The sequence below is a fragment of the Acinetobacter pittii genome, assembly GCF_022449185.1.
Taxonomy (GTDB): domain Bacteria; phylum Pseudomonadota; class Gammaproteobacteria; order Pseudomonadales; family Moraxellaceae; genus Acinetobacter; species Acinetobacter pittii_I.
The window spans coordinates 488,120-508,702 of record NZ_JAKUKO010000002.1; the positions used below are offsets into that span (position 1 = coordinate 488,120).

A 20,583-nucleotide genomic window follows, 5' to 3' on the forward strand; every position below is an offset into this window, starting at 1 on the left:
CTAGACCTTATTTATCTGGCTATATAAGATGTATTTAAAATACATCTTTAAAAAATTAATGGCAATAACTTTTTTATAAAAAACCATAAAAAAATTAGGGGATATAAAATCCCCTAAAATTAACGCAATTTTTTTAATATTTTTATTTACCAAATAAAGAGCCGAGCAAGCCCCTTACGAGTTTTTGGCCGGTACTTCCTCCTAAACTGCGTGCAGCACTTTTGGCAAAAGTTCCCACAATGTCTTGTGTAAGTTTAGCTCGTTCACGGGCTGCTCTTTCTTCCTCTTTTAATTGCTCACGTGCCAAACGTTCCTGCTCTTTAGCTTGCTGTTTTGCTAAAGTTTCTTGTTGTTTTGCAAGTTCGGCGTCTTGCTGCTGTTGTTCGCGTTCAGCAACTTTATTCTGTAGCATTTCATAGGCACTATCACGATCTACAGCTTGTTCATAAACCCCAGCAATAATACTTTGCGAGATTAAGGCCTGACGCTCTTCTGGAGTGATCGGTGTAAATGCAGAGTACGGAGGCATAACCCAACCACGTTCTACAATCTGTGGTGTACCTTGCTCATCTAGACAGCTAATTAATGCCTCACCAATACCAAGTTGGGTAATAGCTTCATCAACTTTAAACTCGGGATTAGCACGGAAAGTGTCTGCTGCGGTTTTTACAGCTTTTTGATCTTTAGGGGTGAATGCACGTAATGCATGTTGAACGCGATTACCAAGTTGACCAAGAACGCTTTCGGGTAAATCGAGTGGGTTTTGAGTAATAAAGTAGATACCCACCCCTTTGGAGCGGATTAAACGTACCACTTGTTCAATTTTGTCTTGTAGAGCTTGGCTGGCATTATCAAATAACAAGTGAGCTTCATCAAAGAAAAACACGAGTTTAGGCTTATCCATATCACCCACTTCTGGTAGCTGTTCAAATAACTCTGAAAGCATCCATAAGAGGAAAGTGGCGTATAACTTAGGCGTATTCATGAGCTTGTCAGCAGCAAGAATATTGATATAACCGTGACCGTTTGCATCGGTTTGGATAAAATCCAGAATATTTAAAGCTGGTTCCCCAAAGAACTGTTCTCCACCTTGGTCGGCAAGAGCGAGTAAGTTGCGCTGAATGGCACCTAGGCTGGCTGGAGATAAATTGCCATATTCAGCTTTAAATTCGGCTGCATGTTCACTCACAAAAGTGATCATGGCTTTTAAATCTTTAAAGTCGACTAAAAGTAAACCTTGGTCATCTGCAATACGGAATACAGCAGATAAAACACCTTCTTGGGTATCATTTAAGTTGAGTATGCGAGCCAATAAAATTGGCCCAATTTCAGAAATAGTGGTTCGGATAGGATGGCCTTGCTGACCAAATAAATCCCAAAAAACAACTGGGCTTGCTGCAAATGGAACATTATCAATTTGTAAAAGTTTTAAGCGTTCATTAAATTTATCCGAAGCTTCACCAGCTTTTGCGAGGCTCGAAACATCGCCTTTAGCATCGGCAAGAAATACCGGCACACCGATTCGAGAGAAACTCTCTGCTAAAACTTTTAACGTAACTGTTTTACCTGTACCTGTGGCGCCTGCAATAAGTCCATGACGGTTAGCAAACTGGGGAAGTAAAACAATTTCTTTTGATGTGTCCTTAATATTTTTAGCAATAACAATCGGTGTACCCATATATTTTTATCCTATGGCTTGAGTCACTATAATGTTGTCGTTTTACAGTTGTTTCAGTGCATTTTCGATATCTTGTATCAAATCTTGCGGATCTTCTAGTCCTATACAGAATCGAACCAATAATCCTTGTTGTAAATGTGTATTCTCAAGTTTTCTCATCATTTTTAAATCATAAAGCATAATCAGGCTAACGGGTCCACCCCAGCTAAAACCGAGCTTAAATAACTCTAATGCATCGCAGAAACGACGTACTGCTGTAATGTCATATTCAGGTTTAAAAATAACACTCACTAAACCTGCACTTTGATCAGTTGTGCATATTTCTTGCCAGTATTGATGGCCTGGTGAGGATTCATCACTTGGGTGTAGAACTTGTGTAAATTGGCGTTGGTCCTTTAGCCACTTAAGTAAAGTTTGAGCATTGGCTGACTGTTGTGCATAGCGTAAAGACATATGAGCAAGGCTGCGTTGAACTTGAGCCGCATCATCTCCTGAAACTGCAATACCTAAAATGGCATGTGTGCGGAATAGGCGGTGATGAAGTTTCTCATCACGAGTTACAATGCTGCCCATTAAAATGTCACCACCACCACTTGGATATTTTGTTAGTGCGTGAACGGTTAAATCGACTGATAGATGTTCATCAGAAAAATTAAAAGCATTAAACGCAAGCCCAGCTCCCCAAGTATTATCTAGAGCAGTCAATACACCATGTTTCTTAGCTTTTTTGACTAGATTTTTAAGATCAGGAAACTCTAAAGTAACCGAACCTGCAGCTTCTAACCATAATAGTTTACTTCTTTCGGTGGGTTGAAAACTTGCAGCGTCAATGGGGTTATATACTTTAACAATAATGCCATATTGACTTTGTAGATAAGTTAAATGTTCTAGATTTGGCCCGTAAATATTGTCTGGAACCCATACTTCATCATTAGTGCTTAAAAATGCTGAGTTCACAATATTAATTGCGGATAGGCCACTCGGTGCAAGCAAACAATGCAAACCACCTTCAATTTGCGCAATATTGTCGCCTAAGGTGAATGTAGTAGGGGTGCCATGTGTTCCATAGCTATAGTCATACTTATCCGTCCAGTGACGATCAAAAAGGTGCGAAGTTGATTTGAAAATAATAGTTGATGCGCGAAATAAGGGAGGTTGCACTGTTTCAATGAATTGCGGAGCCTTTCTTGGGGCATGAATGAGACGAGTCTGGAAATCGTTATGCTTTTTCATAGTGCGTTATGTTTTAAATGATAAAGTTAGATTAAGAGAAATTTAAATTCTTCGCTAGATTTATAAAGTTTTGTAAGACGTTTCGTTACAGTAGACCTATAAAACAAAAACTTGGCTTTATTTTTGCAAAGACCACTACAACATTCTAACAACAATAGGTTTAAGCGCATGAAGTCGCATTTAAGAGTTCATTATTTTCAACATATCGCGGGTGAGGGTTTTGGGAGTTGTTATTCATTTTTAAAAGCTCACCACGCGACTATTAGTTCTACGGAGTTTTTTGCACTTCCGGTTGATCGGTCACTTGAAATAGAAGCTTTACCACAAATTGATGAGGTTGACTTATTATTAGTCATGGGTGGCACCATGAGTGTAAATGATGAAGCGAATTATCCATGGCTTAAGATAGAGAAAAGATGGTTGCGTCGTTACTTAGCAGCTGGAAAGCCTGCAATAGGTCTCTGTTTGGGTGGGCAGCTAATTGCTAATGCACTAGGCGCCGCAGTCAGTCGAAACCGCTATCAGGAACTTGGCTGGTCGACAGTTCAGAGGGTGGCAAATTTACCTCAAGACAGCTTTCCTTTACCTGAAAAGATAAAGGTGATGCAGTGGCATAGTGAAACATTTGAAATACCCAAAGGTGCTATACACTTAGCTGAGAATATAGCTTGTCGTAATCAGATGTATCAAATTGGAAAAAATGTGCTTGGTTTTCAATTTCATCCAGAAATGACACCAGCAACGTTAGAACTCTTGCTTGAAAATGAAGAAGAGCTATCTATTTTTAATGGGGAATATGTTCAGCCTGTGAGTGAACTACAATATTCAGAAGCACAAAAATTTGAACAAGGTAATCAACTCTTAAATAAAGCGATTGAGTTTGTCATAAATGCCTAGAGTGAGTTGAGAATACTAGGTTAAAGTGCGTTTTGAACAAAAAATAGAAAAAGAGAATTGCATAAGACTTAAACAATCGTTATAATGGGCGACCCTCAAAAGGAGGGGCATTTACTGCGAAGAAAGTAGTAAATGTGCATTACAGTCGTGGCATCGATCATGACCTTAGTGATTTTCACTGCCTTTGACACTTACCAATGGGTGAGATGCGTCAAGGGTGATTCTTTATATGTTTGGCTTGGAGTTTACTGGTATGTCTAACCAGAGAATTCGTATCCGTTTGAAGTCTTTTGATCATCGTCTGATTGATCAATCTGCTCAAGAGATCGTAGAAACCGCTAAGCGTACTGGCGCACAAGTTTGTGGTCCAATTCCGATGCCTACTCGCATCGAACGCTTCAACGTTCTTACTTCACCGCACGTTAACAAAGATGCGCGTGACCAGTACGAAATCCGCACCTATAAACGTTTGATCGACATCGTTCAACCTACAGATAAAACTGTTGATGCATTGATGAAATTAGATCTTGCGGCTGGTGTTGATGTTCAGATCGCTTTGGGTTAAGGCTTTCGGTTGATTAACTTCTAAGTTAATTAGGCCGCTTTTTTAGAGGTTTATGCACATGGCTATTGGTTTAGTCGGTCGCAAATGTGGTATGACTCGCATCTTTACAGATGCAGGTGTTTCTGTACCTGTTACAGTCATCGAAGTCGATCCAAACCGCATTACGCAAATCAAAACACTTGAAACTGATGGTTATCAAGCTGTTCAAGTAACTACTGGTGAACGTCGCGAATCTCGCGTAACTAACGCTCAGAAAGGTCACTTCGCGAAAGCTGGTGTTGCTGCTGGTCGTTTAGTTAAAGAGTTCCGTGTTACTGAAGCTGAGCTTGAAGGCCGTGAAGTTGGCGGTACTATTGGCGTTGATTTGTTCGCAGTTGGTCAAATTGTTGACGTAACTGGTCAATCAAAAGGTAAAGGTTTCCAAGGTGGTGTTAAACGTTGGAACTTCCGTACTCAAGACGCTACTCACGGTAACTCAGTTTCTCACCGTGTATTAGGTTCTACAGGTCAAAACCAGACTCCTGGACGCGTGTTCAAAGGCAAGAAAATGGCTGGTCACTTAGGTGATGAACGCGTAACAGTACAAGGTCTTGAAATCGTATCTATTGACGCTGAACGTTCTGTTTTAGTTGTTAAAGGTGCAATTCCTGGTGCAACTGGCGGTGACGTGATTGTACGTCCTACCATCAAGGCCTGAGGGGAAATACCGTGAATTTGAAAACTGTTTCCGGCTCTGCTGTTGAATTGTCTGAAGTTGCTTTCGGACGTGAATTTAACGAAGCTCTTGTACACCAAGTTGTTACTGCTTACTTAGCAGGTGGTCGTCAAGGTACTCGTGCTCAGAAATCACGTGCAGACGTTTCTGGCGGTGGTAAAAAGCCATTCCGTCAAAAAGGTACTGGTCGTGCTCGTGCGGGTTCTATTCGTAGCCCTATCTGGGTTGGTGGTGGTAAAACTTTTGCTGCTCGTCCACAAGATTGGTCTCAAAAAGTAAACCGTAAGATGTACCGCGGTGCAATGCAATGTATCTTAGCTGAACTTGTTCGCCAAGATCGTCTTGTATTAGTTGAAGAGTTTGCTGTTGCAGCTCCAAAAACTAAAGAATTGCTTGCAAAGCTTAACGACTTAAATGCTGCTCGTGCATTAATCGTTACTGACGCTGTAGATGAGAACTTATATCTTGCAGCACGCAACCTTCCGCATGTAGATGTGGTGGATGCAACTGCAATCGATCCTGTAAGCTTGATCGCGTTTGATAAAGTTGTGATGTCTGTAGCTGCTGCTAAGAAAATTGAGGTAGAACTCGGATGAACAACGAACGTATCTATCAAGTCCTAAAAGGACCAGTCTTCTCAGAAAAGGCACAAGTATTAGGTGATACTGTTGGTGTTCAAGTATTTAAAGTAGACATCAATGCTACTAAACTTGAAATCAAAAAAGCAGTTGAAAAACTTTTTGGTGTAGAAGTTGTTAAAGTTAACACAACTATTACTAAAGGTAAGACTAAGCGCTTTGGTCGTACATTGGGACGCCGTTCTGATGTTAAAAAAGCATACGTCACCCTGAAAGCTGGCCAAGATGTTGAAATGGCTGACTTGGGCGATACCGCTGAAAGCGCAGCGGAATAAGGACGAAAATTATGCCGATTCAAAAATGTAAGCCAACGTCTCCAGGACGTCGCTTTGTAGAGAAAGTGGTTCATGACCATCTTCACAAAGGCGCTCCTTACGCACCGTTGGTTGAAGCTAAAAAACGTACTGGTGGTCGTAATAACAACGGTCACATTACTACTCGTCACGTTGGTGGTGGTCATAAACAACACTACCGTATCGTTGACTTTAAACGTAACAAAGACAGCATCCCAGCTGTTGTAGAGCGTATTGAATACGATCCAAACCGTACAGCACATATTGCTTTGTTGAAATATGCTGATGGTGAGCGTCGTTATATCATCGCACCTAAAGGCTTACGTGCTGGCGATAAAGTACAATCTGGTAACGATGCTCCAATTCGTCCAGGTAACTGCTTGCCACTTCGTAATATGCCGATCGGTTCTACACTTCATAACGTTGAACTTAAAATTGGTAAGGGTGCGCAATTAGCGCGTTCTGCTGGTGCTTCTGTTCAGTTGTTGGGTCGTGATGGTTCTTACGCAATTATTCGTCTTCGTTCAGGCGAAATGCGTAAAGTACATGTTGAATGCCGCGCTGTAATTGGTGAAGTTTCTAACCAAGAAAACAACCTTCGTTCATTGGGTAAAGCTGGTGCTTCGCGCTGGCGTGGTGTTCGTCCTACCGTACGTGGTATGGCGATGAACCCGATTGATCACCCGCACGGTGGTGGTGAAGGGCGTAACAAAGGTATTCAACCTGTAAGCCCATGGGGTCAAAAAGCTAAAGGGTACAAGACACGTACCAATAAGCGTACGACTAAGATGATTATTCGCGACCGTCGCGTCAAGTAAAGGAATCTGACTAATGCCTCGTTCTCTGAAAAAAGGCCCATTCGTCGATGCGCACTTGTTCGCTAAGGTTGAAGCGGCTGTTGCTAGTAACTCTCGCAAGCCGATTAAAACTTGGTCTCGTCGTTCGATGATCCTTCCAGATTTTGTTGGTTTAACAATTTCTGTTCATAATGGTCGTAACCACGTTCCAGTAATTGTTACTGAGCATATGGTTGGTCATAAACTCGGTGAATTCGCGCCAACTCGTACCTATCGTGGTCACGGTGTTGACAAGAAATCTAAACGTTAATAGGTGTCATGATGGAAGTAACTGCTAAATTACGCGGTGCCGCTATCTCGGCACAGAAAGCACGTTTGGTTGCAGATCTTATTCGCGGCAAATCTGTTGCGCATGCTTTAAATATCTTAAACTTCAGCAATAAAAAAGCTGCTGTTTTAGTAAAAAAAGCATTGGAATCTGCGATTGCAAACGCTGAACACAATAACAGTTTAGATGTTGACGATCTTAAAGTATCTACGATTTACGTTGACGAAGGCATGAGCCTTAAACGTATTATGCCACGTGCTAAAGGCCGTGCAGATCGTATTACTAAGCGTACTTGTCACATCACCGTTAAGGTAGGGGTTTGATATGGGTCAGAAGGTTCATCCAATCGGTATCCGCCTAGGTGTTGTGAAACGTCATAACGCTAACTGGTATGCGAATCCGAAACAATACGCTGAATACTTGCTTAAAGATCTTCAAGTTCGTGAGTTTTTAACTAAAAAACTTAAGAATGCGATGGTAAGCAACATTCTTATCGAACGTCCATCAGGCGCTGCTAAAGTAACTATTAGCACAGCTCGTCCTGGTATCGTAATCGGTAAAAAAGGCGAAGATATTGAGAAATTACAGCGCGAACTTACCAGCATTATGGGTGTTCCAGCGCAAGTAAGTATCAACGAAATTGATCGCCCAGACTTAGATGCGCGTTTAGTTGCTGAAGCAATCGCTTCTCAATTAGAAAAGCGTGTAATGTTCCGTCGTGCTATGAAGCGTGCGGTTCAAAACACTATGCGTGCTGGTGCTAAAGGTATCAAAGTTGAAGTGTCTGGCCGTTTAGGTGGTGCAGAGATTGCTCGTACAGAATGGTATCGTGAAGGTCGTGTACCTTTACATACGCTACGTGCAGACATTGACTATGCAACTATGCGTGCAGAAACAACTTACGGTACGATTGGTGTTAAAGTTTGGATTTTCCGTGGCGAGATTTTAGGTGGCATGAAACAAGTCATGAACCCTGCTCCTGCTGAAGATCGTCCAGCTAAACGTGGTCGTGGTCGTGGTGAAGGTCAAGAGCGTCGTGGTCGTCGCGGTGACCGTGCTGCTGACAAGGGAGAATAATCCATGTTGCAACCTAAACGTACCAAATTCCGTAAGGTGCACAAAGGCCGTAATACTGGTCTAGCGCATCGTGGTAGTACAGTATCATTTGGTTCGATTGCAATCAAAGCAACTGAACGTGGTCGTATGACTGCTCGTCAGATTGAAGCTGCACGTCGTACTATTAGCCGCCGTATTAAGCGTGGTGGTAAAATCTTTATTCGCGTATTCCCGGATAAACCAATTACTCAAAAGCCTCTTGAAGTGCGTATGGGTAAAGGTAAGGGTAGCGTGGAGTACTGGGTTTGCCAGATCCAACCAGGTAAGATCCTGTACGAAATTGAAGGTGTGAACGAAGAATTAGCGCGTGAAGCATTTGCTTTAGCTGCTGCTAAACTTCCGTTTAAAACCACTATCGTGACTCGGACGGTAATGTAATGAAAACTAAAGATCTACGTGAAAAATCGGTAGAAGAGTTGAAAGCTTTGCTTGATGAGCAACAGCTTAATCAATTCCGTCTTCGTATGGCGAAAGCAACTGGTCAGTTGGGTAAATCGCATGAAGTGCAAGTTGCTCGTAAGACAATTGCTCGTATTAAGACACTCCTTACCGAAAAACAGGGGAACGGACAATGAGTGAAAAAACAGTCCGCACGTTAACCGGCAAAGTAGTAAGCGACAAAATGGACAAGTCTATTGTTGTTCTTATCGAACGCCGCGTTCAACACCCGTTGTATGGCAAATCAATTCGCCGTTCAACTAAGTTACACGCTCATGATGAGAACAATGTTGCTAAACTTGGCGATGTTGTGACCATTAAAGAAAGCCGCCCAATTTCTAAAACTAAAGCTTGGACTTTAGTGGAAGTAGTTGAAGCAGCTGCTGAGTAATTCGACGTTCTTGTTGCATCATCGGTCAATTTCGAGTACTCTTTGAGCCTTTCGAAATTGTGACCGGTGATGCTCGGTTTTGGAGTAGGGCAATGATTCAAACCGAAACTATGCTCGACGTAGCAGACAACAGTGGTGCTCGCCGCGTACAATGTATTAAAGTACTTGGTGGTTCACATCGTCGTTATGCTTCTGTTGGCGACATTATTAAAGTTACTGTAAAAGAAGCAATCCCACGCGCACGTGTTAAAAAAGGTGACGTGATGAATGCGGTTGTAGTTCGTACTAAATTCGGCATTCGTCGTCCAGATGGTTCTGTGATCCGTTTTGATGATAATGCTGCAGTTATCCTGAACAACAACAAAGCTCCGATTGCTACTCGTATCTTCGGACCAGTGACTCGTGAACTTCGTACTGAACAGTTCATGAAAATCATTTCATTGGCTCCTGAAGTTCTATAAGAGGCAATCATGGCTAAGATTAAAAAAGGCGATCAAGTTATCGTGATCGCAGGTAAAGAAAAAGGCAAACAGGGTACTGTATTGTCTGTTTCTGAAGACCGCGTTAAGGTTGAAGGCCTTAACTTAGTGAAGAAGCATCAAAAGCCGAATCGTGTAACTGGCGCTGAAGGCGGTATCGTTACTCAAGAAGCTTCGCTTCATATTTCAAACGTGGCAATTTTAAATGCTACAACCCAGAAGGCTGACCGTGTTGGTTACCAAGTGATTGATGGCGTGAAAACTCGCGTTTATAAATCAAATGGTGAATCAGTGGCGGTAGCGAAGTAATAGGTTGAAAAGGCAATGGCCAGACTTAAAGCACGTTACAACGAAGAACTTAAAGCGAAGTTACAAGAAGAACTTAGCATTAAGAACGTGATGGAAATTCCACGCATCACAAAAATTACCCTAAACATGGGTGTAGGCGCAGCTGCAACTGATAAGAAATTATTAGATGGCGCTGTAGTCGACATGCAATTAATTGCTGGTCAAAAACCAGTAATTACACTTGCTCGTAAATCTATCGCTGGTTTCAAAATCCGTGATGGTTGGCCGATTGGTTGTAAAGTTACTTTACGTGGCGACCAAATGTACGAATTCTTGGATCGTTTGATCTCAATCGCAATCCCTCGTATCCGTGACTTCCGTGGTTTCTCTTCGAAATCATTTGATGGTCGTGGTAACTACTCAATGGGTTTGAAAGAGCAAATCGTTTTCCCTGAAATCGATTTCGATAAGATTGATCGTATTCGTGGTATGGATATTACTATTACTACGACTGCTCGCACCGATGACGAAGGCCGTGCGCTTATGCGTGCATTCGGCTTCCCGTTCAAATAAGAGGTCGATATGGCTAAGAAAGGTATGATTAATCGCGAATTGAAACGCGAAAAAACAGTTGCTAAATACGCTGCAAAACGTGCTGAATTAAAAGCTACGATTGCAAACGTAAATGCAAGTGAAGAAGAGCGTTTCGAAGCGATGTTAAAGTTACAAGCATTGCCACGTAATGCATCTCCGGTACGTCTTCGTAACCGTTGTGGTTTAACTGGTCGTCCTCATGGTTACTTCCGTAAGTTCGGTTTAAGCCGTAACAAATTACGTGACACAGTAATGCAGGGTGATGTACCAGGCGTTGTTAAGGCAAGCTGGTAAGGAGCGACTAAATGAGTATGCAAGATACCGTTGCCGACATGCTAACACGTGTTCGTAACGCACAAATGGCTAAGAAACAAACTGTTTCTATGCCTTCTTCTAAGTTGAAAGTTGCAATTGCAAACGTACTTCAACAAGAAGGTTATATTTCAAATGTAGAAGTTGCTCAAGAAGAGACAAAATCTACTTTGACAATTACTTTAAAATATTTCGAAGGCAAACCAGTTATCGAAATGGTTAAACGCGTAAGCCGTCCAGGTCTTCGCCAATACCGTGGTAAAGATAAACTTCCAAGCGTTAAGCAAGGTTTAGGTATTGCAATTGTTTCTACAAGCAAAGGCATCATGACTGATCGCGCTGCACGTGCTGCGGGCGTTGGTGGTGAAGTTATTGCTTTTGTTTCTTAATAGGTGATTCCTCATGTCTCGTGTGGCTAAAGCCCCAGTAACTGTACCTAATGGTGTAGCAGTTACTCAGAACGGCCGGCAGGTCGAAGTGAAAGGCAGCAAAGGTACATTGTCTTTCAACCTGCATGCGCTGGTCGAGCTAAAACAGGAAGAAGGTAAACTTCAACTTGCTCCAGTTAAAGAATCGAAAGATGCTTGGATGCAAGCTGGTACTGCTCGCGCTGTATTGAATAACCTTGTTAAAGGGGTTAGTGAAGGCTTCGAACGTAAGTTGCAGCTAGTTGGTGTTGGTTATAAAGCTGCGGTTAAAGGTACTGTTGTAAACCTTAACCTTGGTTTTTCACACCCAATTGACTACGCTTTACCTGAAGGTGTAACAGCGGAAACTCCAACTGCTACTGAAATCATTTTGAAATCAGCAAACAAGCAGTTGTTAGGTCAAGTAGCGGCAGAAATCCGTGCATATCGTTCTCCTGAACCATATAAAGGTAAAGGTGTTCGTTATTCGGATGAAGTCATTCTTCGTAAAGAAGCTAAGAAGAAATAAGGCGCGAGGTTCTTATGAACGAAAAGAAACAATCCCGTTTGCGTCGTGCGAAAAGCACACGCTTGCACATTCGTGCATTGGGTGCGACTCGTTTGTGTGTAAACCGCACTCCGCGTCACATCTATGCTCAAGTTATTTCAGCAGATGGTGGCAAAGTTTTAGCGCAAGCTTCAACTTTGGATGCATCTTTACGTAGCGGTACTACAGGTAATGTAGATGCGGCTACTAAAGTAGGCGCTTTAATCGCAGAGCGTGCGAAAGCAGCTGGTGTAACTAAAGTTGCATTTGACCGTTCTGGTTTTAAATATCATGGTCGTATCAAAGCCTTGGCTGATGCTGCTCGTGAAAACGGCTTGGAGTTCTAATCATGGCTAAAGTTGAACAAAACGAAGGTCTTGTTGAAAAGCTGGTTGCCGTTGATCGTGTAGCCAAAGTTGTTAAGGGTGGTCGTATCTTCTCTTTCACAGCATTAACTGTTGTGGGTGATGGTAATGGTCGTGTTGGTTTTGGTCGTGGTAAAGCTCGTGAAGTTCCAGCTGCTATTTCTAAAGCGCTTGAAGCTGCACGTCGCAACATGATTACTGTAGACCTTGCAGGTACTACTTTACAACACCCTGTGAATGCTCGTCATGGTGCAAGCCGTGTATATATGCAACCTGCTTCTGAAGGTACTGGCGTAATCGCTGGTGGCGCTATGCGTGCCGTTCTAGAAGCTGCAGGTGTACATAACGTACTTGCTAAATGTTATGGTTCTACTAATGCTGCAAACGTAGTAAACGCAACTTTCAAAGGTTTGCGTGATATGACTTCTCCTGAGAAAGTCGCTGCGAAACGTGGTAAATCAGTAGAAGAAATTCAAGGGTAATCAATCATGAAAACGATTAAAGTTACCCAGACTAAATCTTCTTCACATCGCTTGAAAAATCACAAGCTTTGCTTACAAGGTTTAGGTCTGCGTCGTATTGGTCATACTGTAGAAGTGCAAGATACGCCTTCTAACCGCGGTATGATCAACAAAGTCTACTATATGGTTAGTGTAGAGGAATAAGCCATGACTCTGCGTTTAAATGAACTTGCGCCTGCAGAAGGTGCAAAACGTGAACACCGTCGTTTAGGCCGTGGTATTGGTTCTGGCGTTGGTAAGACTGGTGGCCGTGGTGTCAAAGGTCAAAAATCACGTAAAAGTGGTGGCGTTCGTCCAGGCTTTGAAGGCGGTCAAACTGCGATTTATCGTCGTTTACCTAAATTCGGTTTCACTAGCCAAATCGCTTTAAAAACTGCTGAAGTACGTTTATCTGAGTTAAGCAAAGTTGAAGGCGACATCGTTAGCCTAGAAACTTTGAAAGCTGCGAATGTTGTTCGTCGTGACCAAATTCGTGCTCGTATCGTACTTTCTGGTGAAATCACTCGTGCATTCACTGTTCAAGGTGTTGCATTGACTAAAGGCGCTAAAGCTGCGATTGAAGCGGCTGGCGGTAAAGTCGAGGAGTAATCTCGAGTGTCTATGTCTCCTAGTTCTTCAGGTCATGTCAACATGATGAAAGGTCAGCCATTTCACGTGAAATACCGTGAAATTATTCGCCGGATGAGTTTTCTAATCGGTGCATTGCTGGTCTTTCGACTAGGAGCGCATATTCCAGTACCAGGCATTAATAATGCTGCGTTAGAAAATTTATTTCATGCGAACCAAGGAACTATTCTTGGGCTATTCAATATGTTTTCTGGCGGTGCTTTAGAGCGAATGTCTATTCTTGCTTTAGGGATTATGCCGTACATTTCTGCGTCAATTATTGTGCAGTTAATGTCTACTGTAATTCCATCACTTGAAGCCTTGAAAAAGGAAGGTGAGCAAGGTAAGCGTAAAATTAATCAGTATACGCGTCAAGGTACATTACTACTTGCTGTGGTTCAGGCTGTTGGTATGTGTGCTGGCTTAATTGGTCAAGGTATTACTTTGACAAATGGCCTCGCATTTTACGTACCAGCTGTTACTTCTTTGGTTGCGGGAACAATGTTCCTAATGTGGCTAGGTGAACAGATCACAGAAAGAGGTATTGGTAACGGTATCTCAATGATTATTTTTGCAGGTATTGTTGCTGGTTTGCCTAATTTAATTATGCAATCTATCTCTTCTGTAGATAATGGTCAGACAAGTTTGATTGGTCTTGTAATCTTTGGTCTTTTGTCTCTAGGTGTATTGGCAGCTATTGTGTTTATTGAAAAAGCACAACGTCGCATTCCAGTAAACTATGCGCAAAAGCAACAGGGGCGTCGTATATTTACAGCACAGCAGACGCATTTGCCATTAAAAATTAATATGGCTGGTGTTATTCCTGCGATTTTTGCAAGTTCTTTACTCTTGTTCCCAGCAAGTCTTGGTCAATGGGTGGGAAGTGCAGATCCAAATGCTGGTTTTATTAAAAGCAGCTTACAAGATTTAGCTTTAGTATTGTCGCCTGGACAGCCTTTGTATTTGGTGCTCTTTGGTGCGTTAATTATCTTTTTCTGTTACTTTTATACGGCTTTAGTATTTAGCCCTAAGGAAGTATCAGAAAATCTAAAACGCAGCGGAGCTTATGTGCCTGGTATTCGCCCAGGTGAGCAAACTGCTCGTTACTTAGATCATATTCTTAATCGTTTGACGTTTATTGGTGCGATTTATATTACGGTCATTTGTTTAATGCCAATGATTCTACAAAGCTCTTTTGGGATTCCATTCTATTTGGGTGGTACCTCATTATTGATCGTAGTTGTCGTGGTTATGGACTTTATGGCTCAGCTACAAGCGCATTTAACATCTCATCAATATGATAATCAAACATTAATGAGAAAAACGACTGCTCATCCTAAGGGATAAGCGCACTTAGAGGTTTCATCATGAAAGTACAAGCTTCTGTAAAGAAAATTTGTGGTAGCTGTAAAGTTATCCGTCGTAATGGGGTTATTCGCGTAATTTGTAGCGCAGAACCTCGTCATAAGCAGCGTCAAGGTTAATCTAATCAAGACCTGTTGATTTCAGTAGGCGAATTGGGTTAATATCCGCCCCTCAAGATTTTTGTGGGGCGGTTGATTATCTCTACTGCCTTTTTGGAGAAAGTGAATGGCTCGTATTGCCGGTGTAAACATTCCGGATAACAAGCATGCTGTTATCTCCCTCACTTACATCTTTGGTATCGGTCGCCACACTGCTAAGAATATCTTAGCTACAGTTGGTATTACTGAAACTACTAAGATCCGTGAGTTGGACGATGCTCAGCTTGATGCGATTCGTGCAGAAGTTGCTAAGGTTCCTACCGAAGGTGACTTACGTCGCGAAATTTCCATGAACATTAAACGTTTAATGGATTTGGGTTGCTACCGCGGCCTTCGCCATCGTCGCAGCTTGCCTGTCCGTGGTCAACGCACCAAAACTAACGCACGTACCCGTAAAGGTCCGCGCAAACCGATTAAAAAGTAAGATTTCTGGAAGCTAAAAGATGGCTAAAGATACTCGCACACGCAAGAAGGTCACTCGTACCGTCTCTGAAGGTGTTGCACACATTCACGCGTCTTTTAATAACACCATTGTTACGATTACTGATCGTCAAGGTAATGCATTGGCTTGGGCCACCTCAGGTGGACAAGGCTTCCGTGGTTCACGTAAATCAACTCCGTTTGCTGCTCAGGTAGCTGCTGAAGTTGCTGGTAAAGCAGCTTTAGATTACGGTTTGAAAAATCTGGACGTCCTTGTAAAAGGTCCTGGTCCAGGTCGTGAGTCTGCGGTTCGTGCATTAGGCGCAGTGGGTTATAAGATTAACAGCATTACCGATGTGACTCCAATTCCTCACAACGGTTGCCGTCCACCTAAAAAACGTCGCGTGTAAGGAGAAACATTCATGGCTCGTTATATTGGTCCAAAATGCAAACTCTCTCGCCGCGAAGGGACAGACCTGCAACTTAAATCTGGCGTTAAACCATTTGACGTCAAAACTAAAAAAGCTAACAAAGCACCTGGTCAACATGGTCAGGCACGCGGTGGTAAGCAATCTGAGTATTCACTACAATTACGTGAAAAACAAAAAGTCCGTCGTATTTACGGTGTGTTAGAACGTCAATTTAGTAACTACTATAAAGAAGCAGCTCGTGTTAAAGGCGCAACAGGTGAGAACTTGTTGAAATTGCTTGAAAGCCGTCTTGATAACGTTGTTTATCGCATGGGTTTTGGTTCTACACGTGCAGAAGCTCGTCAGTTAGTAAGTCACCGTAGTATTACTTTGAATGGTCGTCGTGTAAACATCGCATCTATTCAAGTTAAAGCTGGTGATGTAATTGCGGTTCACGAAGGTGCTAAACAACAATTGCGTATTAAAAACGCAATTGAGTTAGCTGCACAACGTGGTATTCCAGCTTGGATCGAAGTTGATCATTCTAAGCTTGAAGGTACGTTTAAAGCTGCACCAGATCGTTCTGATTTACCTGCTGAAATCAACGAAAGCTTGATTGTAGAATTGTATTCTAAATAATCCTTGAGGTAGCAATAATGACGCGTACTGCAAACGAGTTTCTAACTCCGCAAGCGATCAAGGTCGAAGCGGTAAGCGGGACCTCGGCAAAAGTGATTCTAGAACCTTTAGAGCGTGGTTTTGGCCATACTCTAGGTAATGCTTTACGTCGCATTCTATTGTCTTCTTTACCTGGCGCTGCTGTGGTTGAAGTGGAAATAGAAGGTGTCGAGCACGAGTACAGTACTTTAGAAGGCTTGCAGCAGGACATCGTCGAGCTCTTGCTGAACCTAAAAGGATTGTCTATTAAGCTGTTCGATCAAAATGAAGCATATTTAACATTAGAAAAACAAGGTCCTGGCGATATTACTGCTGCTGACCTTCGTTTACCTCATAATGTTGAAGTGGTTAACCCAGAACATTTAATCGGTACTTTAAGTGCTTCAGGCTCATTAAAAATGCGCTTGAAAGTTGCTCAAGGTCGTGGTTATGAAACATCTGATTCTCGTTTCCCTGAAGGTGAAACACGTCCTGTTGGTCGTTTGCAATTAGATGCTTCTTATAGCCCGATTAAGCGTGTTTCTTACACCGTTGAAAATGCGCGTGTAGAACAACGTACCGATTTAGATAAACTGGTAATCGACCTCGAAACAAATGGAACGGTTGATCCTGAAGAAGCAATCCGCAAAGCGGCAACAATCTTGCAACAACAAATTGCAATTTTTGTTGATCTTCAGAAAGACCAAACTCCAGTTGCTCAAGAGCCTCGTGAAGAAGTTGACCCAATCTTGCTTCGTCCAGTAGATGATCTAGAGCTTACTGTTCGTTCTGCTAACTGTTTGAAAGCAGAAAATATTTACTACATTGGTGATCTTGTTCAACGTACTGAAGTTGAGTTGTTAAAAACTCCTAACCTTGGTAAAAAATCGTTAACAGAGATCAAAGATGTTTTGGCATCGAAAGGTTTACAACTCGGTATGCGTCTTGAAAACTGGCCACCAGCTAGTCTTCGTATGGATGACCGTTTTGCCTATCGTAGCCGTTAATTAAGTAGGACTATCACCATGCGTCATCGTAATAGTGGTGTGAAATTAGGCCGTACAAGCAGCCATCGTAAAGCGATGTTCCAAAACTTGGCTAATTCTTTATTTGAACACGAGTTGATCAAAACAACTGTGCCTAAAGCTAAAGAATTACGTCGTGTTGCTGAGCCTTTAATCACTCTAGCAAAAAACGATACTGTAGCAAATCGTCGTTTAGCATTTGCTCGTACTCGTAATGCTGCAACTGTTGGTAAATTATTTACCGTACTCGGCCCTCGTTACAAAGAACGTAACGGCGGTTATCTACGTGTTCTTAAAGCGGGCTTCCGTGCTGGTGATGCAGCACCGATGGCTTACGTTGAGCTTGTAGATCGTGAAGTAAACACTTCAGCTGAATAATTGATTTTATTCAAAAAAAGACCGGTTTTATACCGGTCTTTTTTATTTCTAGTCATAAAATAAATTATAAAATGTCCTCAAGTGACATAAAAAAGTAGATAAACGGTCAAACTTGACATTGTGTATTGTCAAAATTGTGTTTTAATAAACTTATATTCTCAACCATGGGTATAAAAATAAAATGGAAAAGCAAGTTGATATTTTAATCATTGGCGCAGGTATTTCAGGAATCGGAATCGCTGCCCATTTGTCAAAAAATTCACCACAACGACAATTCGAGATTTTAGAACGTCGTGAGTCTTTTGGTGGAACATGGGATCTTTTCCGTTATCCTGGTATCCGTTCAGATTCAGATATGTCTACCTTTGGTTTTAACTTTAAACCATGGTGTAAAGCGAATGTATTAGCTGATGGTGCTTCTATTAAAGGATATTTAGGTGAAGTAATTAATGATTTTAAATTAAAAGAAAAAATTCATTTTGGTCATCGCGTACTTTCTGCTAATTATGATTCGGCTTCAAAAAAATGGCAGGTTGTAGTCGAAGATAGCAATAAAAAACAGCAGACTTGGATTGCTAACTTTGTTGTCGGTTGTACAGGTTACTATAATTATGATCAGGGTTATGCGCCTTCTTTCCCAAATCAAGAAGCATTTAAAGGGCAACTCATTCACCCACAGCATTGGCCTGAAAACTTAGATTATGCAGGTAAAAAGGTGGTTATTATTGGTAGTGGTGCAACAGCGATTACTTTAGTACCAGCAATGGCTAAAGGTGGGGCTGGTCATGTGACGATGTTGCAACGTTCACCAACGTATATTGCTAGCGTTCCTTCTATCGATTTCATCTATGAAAAAACGCGTAAATTTATGTCTGAAGAGGCAGCTTATAAATTTACCCGTGCCCGCAACATTGGTATGCAGCGCGCTATTTATGCGTTGTCTCAGAAACATCCTAAAACTGTACGTCGCTTACTTTTAAAAGCAATTGAAGTACAGCTTAAAGGTAAGGTTGATATGAAGCATTTTACGCCTTCATACAATCCTTGGGATCAGCGTTTATGTGTAGTGCCAGATGGGGACTTATTTAAGATTTTACGTGAAGGCAAAGCGAGTGTAGAAACTGATCAGATCGAGAAATTTACTGAAAAAGGTATTTTACTTAAATCTGGCAAACATCTGGATGCGGATATCGTTGTTTCTGCAACAGGACTACAAGTTCAGATTATGGGCGGAGTTCAGGCAACTCTTGATGGGAAACCAATCAACTCATCTGAACATATGCTTTATAACGGCATAATGCTAAGTGATGTTCCGAATATGGCTATGATTATTGGCTATGTGAATGCCTCATGGACACTCAAAGTGGATATCGCTGCCGAATATATTTGTCGCTTATTAAACTATATGGACAAAAATAGTTATGATGAAGTGATTCCATCGGGCGATAAGACTGTGATGGAAGAAGATACCGTAATGGGCAAACTATCTTCAGGTTATATTAACCGTGCAGCACATGAACTTCCTAAACAAGGTAAGCGTGCTCCATGGCAGGTGACTAATAACTATTTAGAAGATAGAAAGTCTTTGAAAAATGCAAAATTCGAAGATGGCATTCTTCATTTTCATAAGCGTTCTGAAGCAAATGAGCGTAAACCAAAATTAGTATCTTAATTCGTATGAAATAAGAAAAGGGGCGTAATGCCCCTTTTTTTATGAAACTATTAAAGTGTTCTTGAAATTAATTCTTTCATGATTTCATTTGTACCTGCATAAATTCGATTTGCTCGATGATCAATGTATGCACGTGCAATTGGATATTCAAGCATATAGCCATAACCACCATGCAATTGAAGGCACTCATCTACAATCTTCGAGAACATATCAGAAATTTTATATTTAGCAGCAGCTGCAGCTTCTACACTTAATTTTTCTTCAAGTTGTAATTCCATACAACGATCTAAATATGTCCGGCAGAAATCGATTTCTGTTCTGAGTTCAGCAAGTTTAAAACGCGTATTTTGAAATGCACTAATAGGTTTACCAAAAGCCTTACGATCTTTTGTATATTGAACGGTATGTGCAAATGCTGCTTCAGCACCTGCTTGACAAATAATAGCAACTAACATTCGTTCCCATGCTAATTCTTTCATGAGCATGATAAAACCCATACCTTCCATGCCTAAAAGATTTTCTTTAGGAACTCGAACGTTATCAAAGAAGAGTTCGCAGGTATCTTGGCCTTTCATACCAATTTTGTTTAGAGGTTTACCTTTACTAAAACCAGCACGATTTGCTTCTACAATAATTAAGGATAAGTTCGCCGAACCTTTATCACTATTGCCAGTCTTACAAACGACTACGGCCATATCGCATAAGTAGCCATTTGTAATAAAAATTTTGGAACCATTAATGACATATTCGTCACCATCAAGTACGGCGGTTGTTCTTACCGCTTGTAAATCTGAACCAGTACCTGGTTCTGTCATTGCAATAGCAGTAACAACTTCTCCAGTTGCCATTTTGGGTAACCATTTTTGTTTTTGCTCTTCATTACCAAAATTATTAACGTAATTAGCAACAATATCGGAATGTAGAGAAAAACCAGTACTTGAGTCCATCGCATACGCTTGTTCTTCTATAAGAATCATACTGTATAGGCGATCTACCCCAGAGCCACCATATTCCTCTGGCATTGTGGTGCAAAGAAGACCTAGTTCTCCAGCTTTATTCCAAAGATCTCGGTCAACATGTTGCTGCTTTTCATATTTTTCTATATTGGGAACGACTTCCTTTTCATAGAATTTACGCACTGTCTCACGGAAGGCTTCGTGTTCTTCATTGAATAATTGTCTTGGTAACATATTTGGAATAGGACGGATGGCACCAGATTGCATTTGTATTTCTTCCTTGGTTCAGGTGTGATGTTATGCCCTAAACATACGTAAGCATTTCATGCCCCAC

33 protein-coding genes and 1 pseudogene are annotated in these 20,583 nt (G+C 41.6%); 30 read left to right on the top strand and 4 right to left on the bottom strand.

Annotation, left to right across the window (positions count from 1 at the left end; all coding sequences use genetic code 11):
• Genes MKX14_RS08340 through metC form a run of 3 tightly spaced genes read right to left on the bottom strand, consistent with a single transcriptional unit; the run spans position 1 to position 2,911 of the window.
• Complete coding sequence (locus MKX14_RS08340) at positions 1–153, bottom strand: hypothetical protein (protein ID WP_014207750.1); 153 nt, start codon at positions 151–153, stop codon at positions 1–3.
• Positions 143–1,678 (bottom strand): helicase HerA-like domain-containing protein, encoded by a 1,536-nt coding sequence (gene yjgR / locus MKX14_RS08345; RefSeq protein ID WP_240282245.1) that lies wholly within the window; start codon positions 1,676–1,678, stop codon positions 143–145. Before yjgR ends, MKX14_RS08340 begins: the two co-directional genes overlap by 11 nt.
• A 42-nt stretch (positions 1,679–1,720) precedes the next feature.
• Positions 1,721–2,911 (bottom strand): PLP-dependent transferase, encoded by a 1,191-nt coding sequence (gene metC / locus MKX14_RS08350; RefSeq protein ID WP_240282246.1) that lies wholly within the window; start codon positions 2,909–2,911, stop codon positions 1,721–1,723.
• Positions 2,912–3,079: 168 nt separating this feature from the next.
• On the opposite strand from metC, the gene yfeJ reads away from it, so the two are divergent.
• From yfeJ to hapE, 30 genes and pseudogenes are all read left to right on the top strand, one after another.
• Positions 3,080–3,808: a type 1 glutamine amidotransferase gene (yfeJ, locus tag MKX14_RS08355; protein WP_002116949.1), complete on the top strand. Its 729-nt coding sequence runs from the start codon at positions 3,080–3,082 to the stop codon at positions 3,806–3,808.
• Between the two features lie 253 nt (positions 3,809–4,061).
• Entirely contained in the window at positions 4,062–4,373 is a 312-nt protein-coding gene (gene rpsJ, locus MKX14_RS08360) for a 30S ribosomal protein S10 (protein ID WP_000070912.1), read from the top strand.
• Between the two features lie 58 nt (positions 4,374–4,431).
• Complete coding sequence (gene rplC / locus MKX14_RS08365) at positions 4,432–5,070, top strand: 50S ribosomal protein L3 (protein ID WP_014207747.1); 639 nt, start codon at positions 4,432–4,434, stop codon at positions 5,068–5,070.
• A gap of 11 nt (positions 5,071–5,081) precedes the next feature.
• Positions 5,082–5,684 carry a 50S ribosomal protein L4 gene (rplD, locus tag MKX14_RS08370; RefSeq protein WP_002049755.1) on the top strand — a complete coding sequence of 201 codons (603 nt, stop codon included), beginning with the start codon at positions 5,082–5,084 and terminating at the stop codon, positions 5,682–5,684.
• Positions 5,681–6,001 carry a 50S ribosomal protein L23 gene (gene rplW, locus MKX14_RS08375; protein ID WP_002049693.1) on the top strand — a complete coding sequence of 107 codons (321 nt, stop codon included), beginning with the start codon at positions 5,681–5,683 and terminating at the stop codon, positions 5,999–6,001. The genes rplD and rplW overlap by 4 nt, the downstream gene beginning before the upstream one ends.
• 11 nt (positions 6,002–6,012) lie before the next feature.
• Positions 6,013–6,837, top strand: a complete 825-nt coding sequence (gene rplB / locus MKX14_RS08380) for a 50S ribosomal protein L2 (protein WP_002049686.1) — start codon at positions 6,013–6,015, stop codon at positions 6,835–6,837.
• A gap of 13 nt (positions 6,838–6,850) precedes the next feature.
• Complete coding sequence (gene rpsS, locus MKX14_RS08385; RefSeq protein WP_001138119.1) at positions 6,851–7,126, top strand: 30S ribosomal protein S19; 276 nt, start codon at positions 6,851–6,853, stop codon at positions 7,124–7,126.
• A gap of 11 nt (positions 7,127–7,137) precedes the next feature.
• The gene (gene rplV / locus MKX14_RS08390) at positions 7,138–7,467 is read left to right on the top strand and encodes a 50S ribosomal protein L22 (protein WP_001982638.1); all 330 of its coding nucleotides are present in this window, start codon (positions 7,138–7,140) and stop codon (positions 7,465–7,467) included.
• 1 nt (position 7,468) lies between these two features.
• Positions 7,469–8,285 (top strand): annotated as a pseudogene (gene rpsC, locus MKX14_RS08395) (30S ribosomal protein S3).
• Positions 8,225–8,638 carry a 50S ribosomal protein L16 gene (rplP, locus tag MKX14_RS08400; RefSeq protein WP_002049688.1) on the top strand — a complete coding sequence of 138 codons (414 nt, stop codon included), beginning with the start codon at positions 8,225–8,227 and terminating at the stop codon, positions 8,636–8,638. Before rpsC ends, rplP begins: the two are co-directional and overlap by 61 nt.
• The gene (gene rpmC, locus MKX14_RS08405; RefSeq protein WP_000849928.1) at positions 8,638–8,835 is read left to right on the top strand and encodes a 50S ribosomal protein L29; all 198 of its coding nucleotides are present in this window, start codon (positions 8,638–8,640) and stop codon (positions 8,833–8,835) included. The genes rplP and rpmC overlap by 1 nt, the downstream gene beginning before the upstream one ends.
• Positions 8,832–9,089: a 30S ribosomal protein S17 gene (gene rpsQ, locus MKX14_RS08410; protein ID WP_002116661.1), complete on the top strand. Its 258-nt coding sequence runs from the start codon at positions 8,832–8,834 to the stop codon at positions 9,087–9,089. The genes rpmC and rpsQ overlap by 4 nt, the downstream gene beginning before the upstream one ends.
• Before the next feature lie 92 nt (positions 9,090–9,181).
• A complete protein-coding gene (rplN, locus tag MKX14_RS08415) occupies positions 9,182–9,550 on the top strand; it encodes a 50S ribosomal protein L14 (protein ID WP_001982634.1) in 369 nt (122 codons plus the stop codon).
• Positions 9,551–9,559: 9 nt separating this feature from the next.
• Positions 9,560–9,877: a 50S ribosomal protein L24 gene (gene rplX, locus MKX14_RS08420; protein WP_002116820.1), complete on the top strand. Its 318-nt coding sequence runs from the start codon at positions 9,560–9,562 to the stop codon at positions 9,875–9,877.
• 15 nt (positions 9,878–9,892) lie between these two features.
• Positions 9,893–10,429: a 50S ribosomal protein L5 gene (gene rplE, locus MKX14_RS08425; protein ID WP_002116961.1), complete on the top strand. Its 537-nt coding sequence runs from the start codon at positions 9,893–9,895 to the stop codon at positions 10,427–10,429.
• Between the two features lie 9 nt (positions 10,430–10,438).
• Positions 10,439–10,744 carry a 30S ribosomal protein S14 gene (rpsN, locus tag MKX14_RS08430; RefSeq protein ID WP_002049689.1) on the top strand — a complete coding sequence of 102 codons (306 nt, stop codon included), beginning with the start codon at positions 10,439–10,441 and terminating at the stop codon, positions 10,742–10,744.
• An 11-nt stretch (positions 10,745–10,755) separates the two neighbouring features.
• A complete protein-coding gene (gene rpsH, locus MKX14_RS08435) occupies positions 10,756–11,151 on the top strand; it encodes a 30S ribosomal protein S8 (protein WP_002049732.1) in 396 nt (131 codons plus the stop codon).
• Between the two features lie 13 nt (positions 11,152–11,164).
• Positions 11,165–11,698 carry a 50S ribosomal protein L6 gene (gene rplF / locus MKX14_RS08440; protein ID WP_002116801.1) on the top strand — a complete coding sequence of 178 codons (534 nt, stop codon included), beginning with the start codon at positions 11,165–11,167 and terminating at the stop codon, positions 11,696–11,698.
• Between the two features lie 14 nt (positions 11,699–11,712).
• Positions 11,713–12,063 carry a 50S ribosomal protein L18 gene (gene rplR, locus MKX14_RS08445; protein WP_002049741.1) on the top strand — a complete coding sequence of 117 codons (351 nt, stop codon included), beginning with the start codon at positions 11,713–11,715 and terminating at the stop codon, positions 12,061–12,063.
• Positions 12,064–12,065: 2 nt separating this feature from the next.
• On the top strand, positions 12,066–12,563 hold the full coding sequence (gene rpsE / locus MKX14_RS08450; protein WP_001141025.1) for a 30S ribosomal protein S5: 498 nt from the start codon (positions 12,066–12,068) through the stop codon (positions 12,561–12,563).
• 6 nt (positions 12,564–12,569) lie between these two features.
• Entirely contained in the window at positions 12,570–12,746 is a 177-nt protein-coding gene (gene rpmD, locus MKX14_RS08455) for a 50S ribosomal protein L30 (protein WP_000849088.1), read from the top strand.
• Between the two features lie 3 nt (positions 12,747–12,749).
• Positions 12,750–13,190: a 50S ribosomal protein L15 gene (gene rplO / locus MKX14_RS08460; protein ID WP_002116985.1), complete on the top strand. Its 441-nt coding sequence runs from the start codon at positions 12,750–12,752 to the stop codon at positions 13,188–13,190.
• A gap of 45 nt (positions 13,191–13,235) precedes the next feature.
• Complete coding sequence (gene secY / locus MKX14_RS08465; protein WP_170249219.1) at positions 13,236–14,555, top strand: preprotein translocase subunit SecY; 1,320 nt, start codon at positions 13,236–13,238, stop codon at positions 14,553–14,555.
• Positions 14,556–14,575: 20 nt separating this feature from the next.
• The gene (rpmJ, locus tag MKX14_RS08470; protein ID WP_000867907.1) at positions 14,576–14,692 is read left to right on the top strand and encodes a 50S ribosomal protein L36; all 117 of its coding nucleotides are present in this window, start codon (positions 14,576–14,578) and stop codon (positions 14,690–14,692) included.
• A gap of 106 nt (positions 14,693–14,798) precedes the next feature.
• Entirely contained in the window at positions 14,799–15,155 is a 357-nt protein-coding gene (gene rpsM / locus MKX14_RS08475; RefSeq protein WP_000090816.1) for a 30S ribosomal protein S13, read from the top strand.
• A gap of 19 nt (positions 15,156–15,174) precedes the next feature.
• Positions 15,175–15,561 (top strand): 30S ribosomal protein S11, encoded by a 387-nt coding sequence (rpsK, locus tag MKX14_RS08480; protein WP_001040166.1) that lies wholly within the window; start codon positions 15,175–15,177, stop codon positions 15,559–15,561.
• Positions 15,562–15,573: 12 nt separating this feature from the next.
• Positions 15,574–16,200, top strand: a complete 627-nt coding sequence (gene rpsD / locus MKX14_RS08485) for a 30S ribosomal protein S4 (RefSeq protein WP_000135204.1) — start codon at positions 15,574–15,576, stop codon at positions 16,198–16,200.
• 17 nt (positions 16,201–16,217) lie between these two features.
• Entirely contained in the window at positions 16,218–17,225 is a 1,008-nt protein-coding gene (rpoA, locus tag MKX14_RS08490) for a DNA-directed RNA polymerase subunit alpha (protein ID WP_002116730.1), read from the top strand.
• 18 nt (positions 17,226–17,243) lie between these two features.
• The gene (rplQ, locus tag MKX14_RS08495; RefSeq protein ID WP_002049717.1) at positions 17,244–17,621 is read left to right on the top strand and encodes a 50S ribosomal protein L17; all 378 of its coding nucleotides are present in this window, start codon (positions 17,244–17,246) and stop codon (positions 17,619–17,621) included.
• A 181-nt stretch (positions 17,622–17,802) separates the two neighbouring features.
• On the top strand, positions 17,803–19,293 hold the full coding sequence (gene hapE / locus MKX14_RS08500; protein WP_032057377.1) for a flavin-containing monooxygenase: 1,491 nt from the start codon (positions 17,803–17,805) through the stop codon (positions 19,291–19,293).
• Positions 19,294–19,343: 50 nt separating this feature from the next.
• On the opposite strand, the gene MKX14_RS08505 is transcribed toward hapE, so the two are convergent.
• Positions 19,344–20,516 (bottom strand): acyl-CoA dehydrogenase family protein, encoded by a 1,173-nt coding sequence (locus tag MKX14_RS08505; protein ID WP_046811827.1) that lies wholly within the window; start codon positions 20,514–20,516, stop codon positions 19,344–19,346.
• Between the last annotated feature and the right edge of the window lie 67 nt (positions 20,517–20,583).

Excerpts from the sequence above, each read along its gene's own strand:
- yjgR (WP_240282245.1), bottom strand. The coding sequence starts at position 1,678 with ATGGGTACACCGATTGTTATTGCTAAAAATATTAAGGACACATCAAAA.
- metC (WP_240282246.1), bottom strand. The coding sequence starts at position 2,911 with ATGAAAAAGCATAACGATTTCCAGACTCGTCTCATTCATGCCCCAAGA.
- yfeJ (WP_002116949.1), top strand. The coding sequence starts at position 3,080 with ATGAAGTCGCATTTAAGAGTTCATTATTTTCAACATATCGCGGGTGAG.
- rpsJ (WP_000070912.1), top strand. The coding sequence starts at position 4,062 with ATGTCTAACCAGAGAATTCGTATCCGTTTGAAGTCTTTTGATCATCGT.
- rplC (WP_014207747.1), top strand. The coding sequence starts at position 4,432 with ATGGCTATTGGTTTAGTCGGTCGCAAATGTGGTATGACTCGCATCTTT.
- rplW (WP_002049693.1), top strand. The coding sequence starts at position 5,681 with ATGAACAACGAACGTATCTATCAAGTCCTAAAAGGACCAGTCTTCTCA.
- rplB (WP_002049686.1), top strand. The coding sequence starts at position 6,013 with ATGCCGATTCAAAAATGTAAGCCAACGTCTCCAGGACGTCGCTTTGTA.
- rpsS (WP_001138119.1), top strand. The coding sequence starts at position 6,851 with ATGCCTCGTTCTCTGAAAAAAGGCCCATTCGTCGATGCGCACTTGTTC.
- rplV (WP_001982638.1), top strand. The coding sequence starts at position 7,138 with ATGGAAGTAACTGCTAAATTACGCGGTGCCGCTATCTCGGCACAGAAA.
- rplP (WP_002049688.1), top strand. The coding sequence starts at position 8,225 with ATGTTGCAACCTAAACGTACCAAATTCCGTAAGGTGCACAAAGGCCGT.
- rpmC (WP_000849928.1), top strand. The coding sequence starts at position 8,638 with ATGAAAACTAAAGATCTACGTGAAAAATCGGTAGAAGAGTTGAAAGCT.
- rpsQ (WP_002116661.1), top strand. The coding sequence starts at position 8,832 with ATGAGTGAAAAAACAGTCCGCACGTTAACCGGCAAAGTAGTAAGCGAC.
- rplN (WP_001982634.1), top strand. The coding sequence starts at position 9,182 with ATGATTCAAACCGAAACTATGCTCGACGTAGCAGACAACAGTGGTGCT.
- rplX (WP_002116820.1), top strand. The coding sequence starts at position 9,560 with ATGGCTAAGATTAAAAAAGGCGATCAAGTTATCGTGATCGCAGGTAAA.
- rplE (WP_002116961.1), top strand. The coding sequence starts at position 9,893 with ATGGCCAGACTTAAAGCACGTTACAACGAAGAACTTAAAGCGAAGTTA.
- rpsN (WP_002049689.1), top strand. The coding sequence starts at position 10,439 with ATGGCTAAGAAAGGTATGATTAATCGCGAATTGAAACGCGAAAAAACA.
- rpsH (WP_002049732.1), top strand. The coding sequence starts at position 10,756 with ATGAGTATGCAAGATACCGTTGCCGACATGCTAACACGTGTTCGTAAC.
- rplF (WP_002116801.1), top strand. The coding sequence starts at position 11,165 with ATGTCTCGTGTGGCTAAAGCCCCAGTAACTGTACCTAATGGTGTAGCA.
- rplR (WP_002049741.1), top strand. The coding sequence starts at position 11,713 with ATGAACGAAAAGAAACAATCCCGTTTGCGTCGTGCGAAAAGCACACGC.
- rpsE (WP_001141025.1), top strand. The coding sequence starts at position 12,066 with ATGGCTAAAGTTGAACAAAACGAAGGTCTTGTTGAAAAGCTGGTTGCC.
- rpmD (WP_000849088.1), top strand. The coding sequence starts at position 12,570 with ATGAAAACGATTAAAGTTACCCAGACTAAATCTTCTTCACATCGCTTG.
- rplO (WP_002116985.1), top strand. The coding sequence starts at position 12,750 with ATGACTCTGCGTTTAAATGAACTTGCGCCTGCAGAAGGTGCAAAACGT.
- secY (WP_170249219.1), top strand. The coding sequence starts at position 13,236 with ATGAAAGGTCAGCCATTTCACGTGAAATACCGTGAAATTATTCGCCGG.
- rpmJ (WP_000867907.1), top strand. The coding sequence starts at position 14,576 with ATGAAAGTACAAGCTTCTGTAAAGAAAATTTGTGGTAGCTGTAAAGTT.
- rpsM (WP_000090816.1), top strand. The coding sequence starts at position 14,799 with ATGGCTCGTATTGCCGGTGTAAACATTCCGGATAACAAGCATGCTGTT.
- rpsK (WP_001040166.1), top strand. The coding sequence starts at position 15,175 with ATGGCTAAAGATACTCGCACACGCAAGAAGGTCACTCGTACCGTCTCT.
- rpsD (WP_000135204.1), top strand. The coding sequence starts at position 15,574 with ATGGCTCGTTATATTGGTCCAAAATGCAAACTCTCTCGCCGCGAAGGG.
- rpoA (WP_002116730.1), top strand. The coding sequence starts at position 16,218 with ATGACGCGTACTGCAAACGAGTTTCTAACTCCGCAAGCGATCAAGGTC.
- rplQ (WP_002049717.1), top strand. The coding sequence starts at position 17,244 with ATGCGTCATCGTAATAGTGGTGTGAAATTAGGCCGTACAAGCAGCCAT.
- hapE (WP_032057377.1), top strand. The coding sequence starts at position 17,803 with ATGGAAAAGCAAGTTGATATTTTAATCATTGGCGCAGGTATTTCAGGA.
- MKX14_RS08505 (WP_046811827.1), bottom strand. The coding sequence starts at position 20,516 with ATGCAATCTGGTGCCATCCGTCCTATTCCAAATATGTTACCAAGACAA.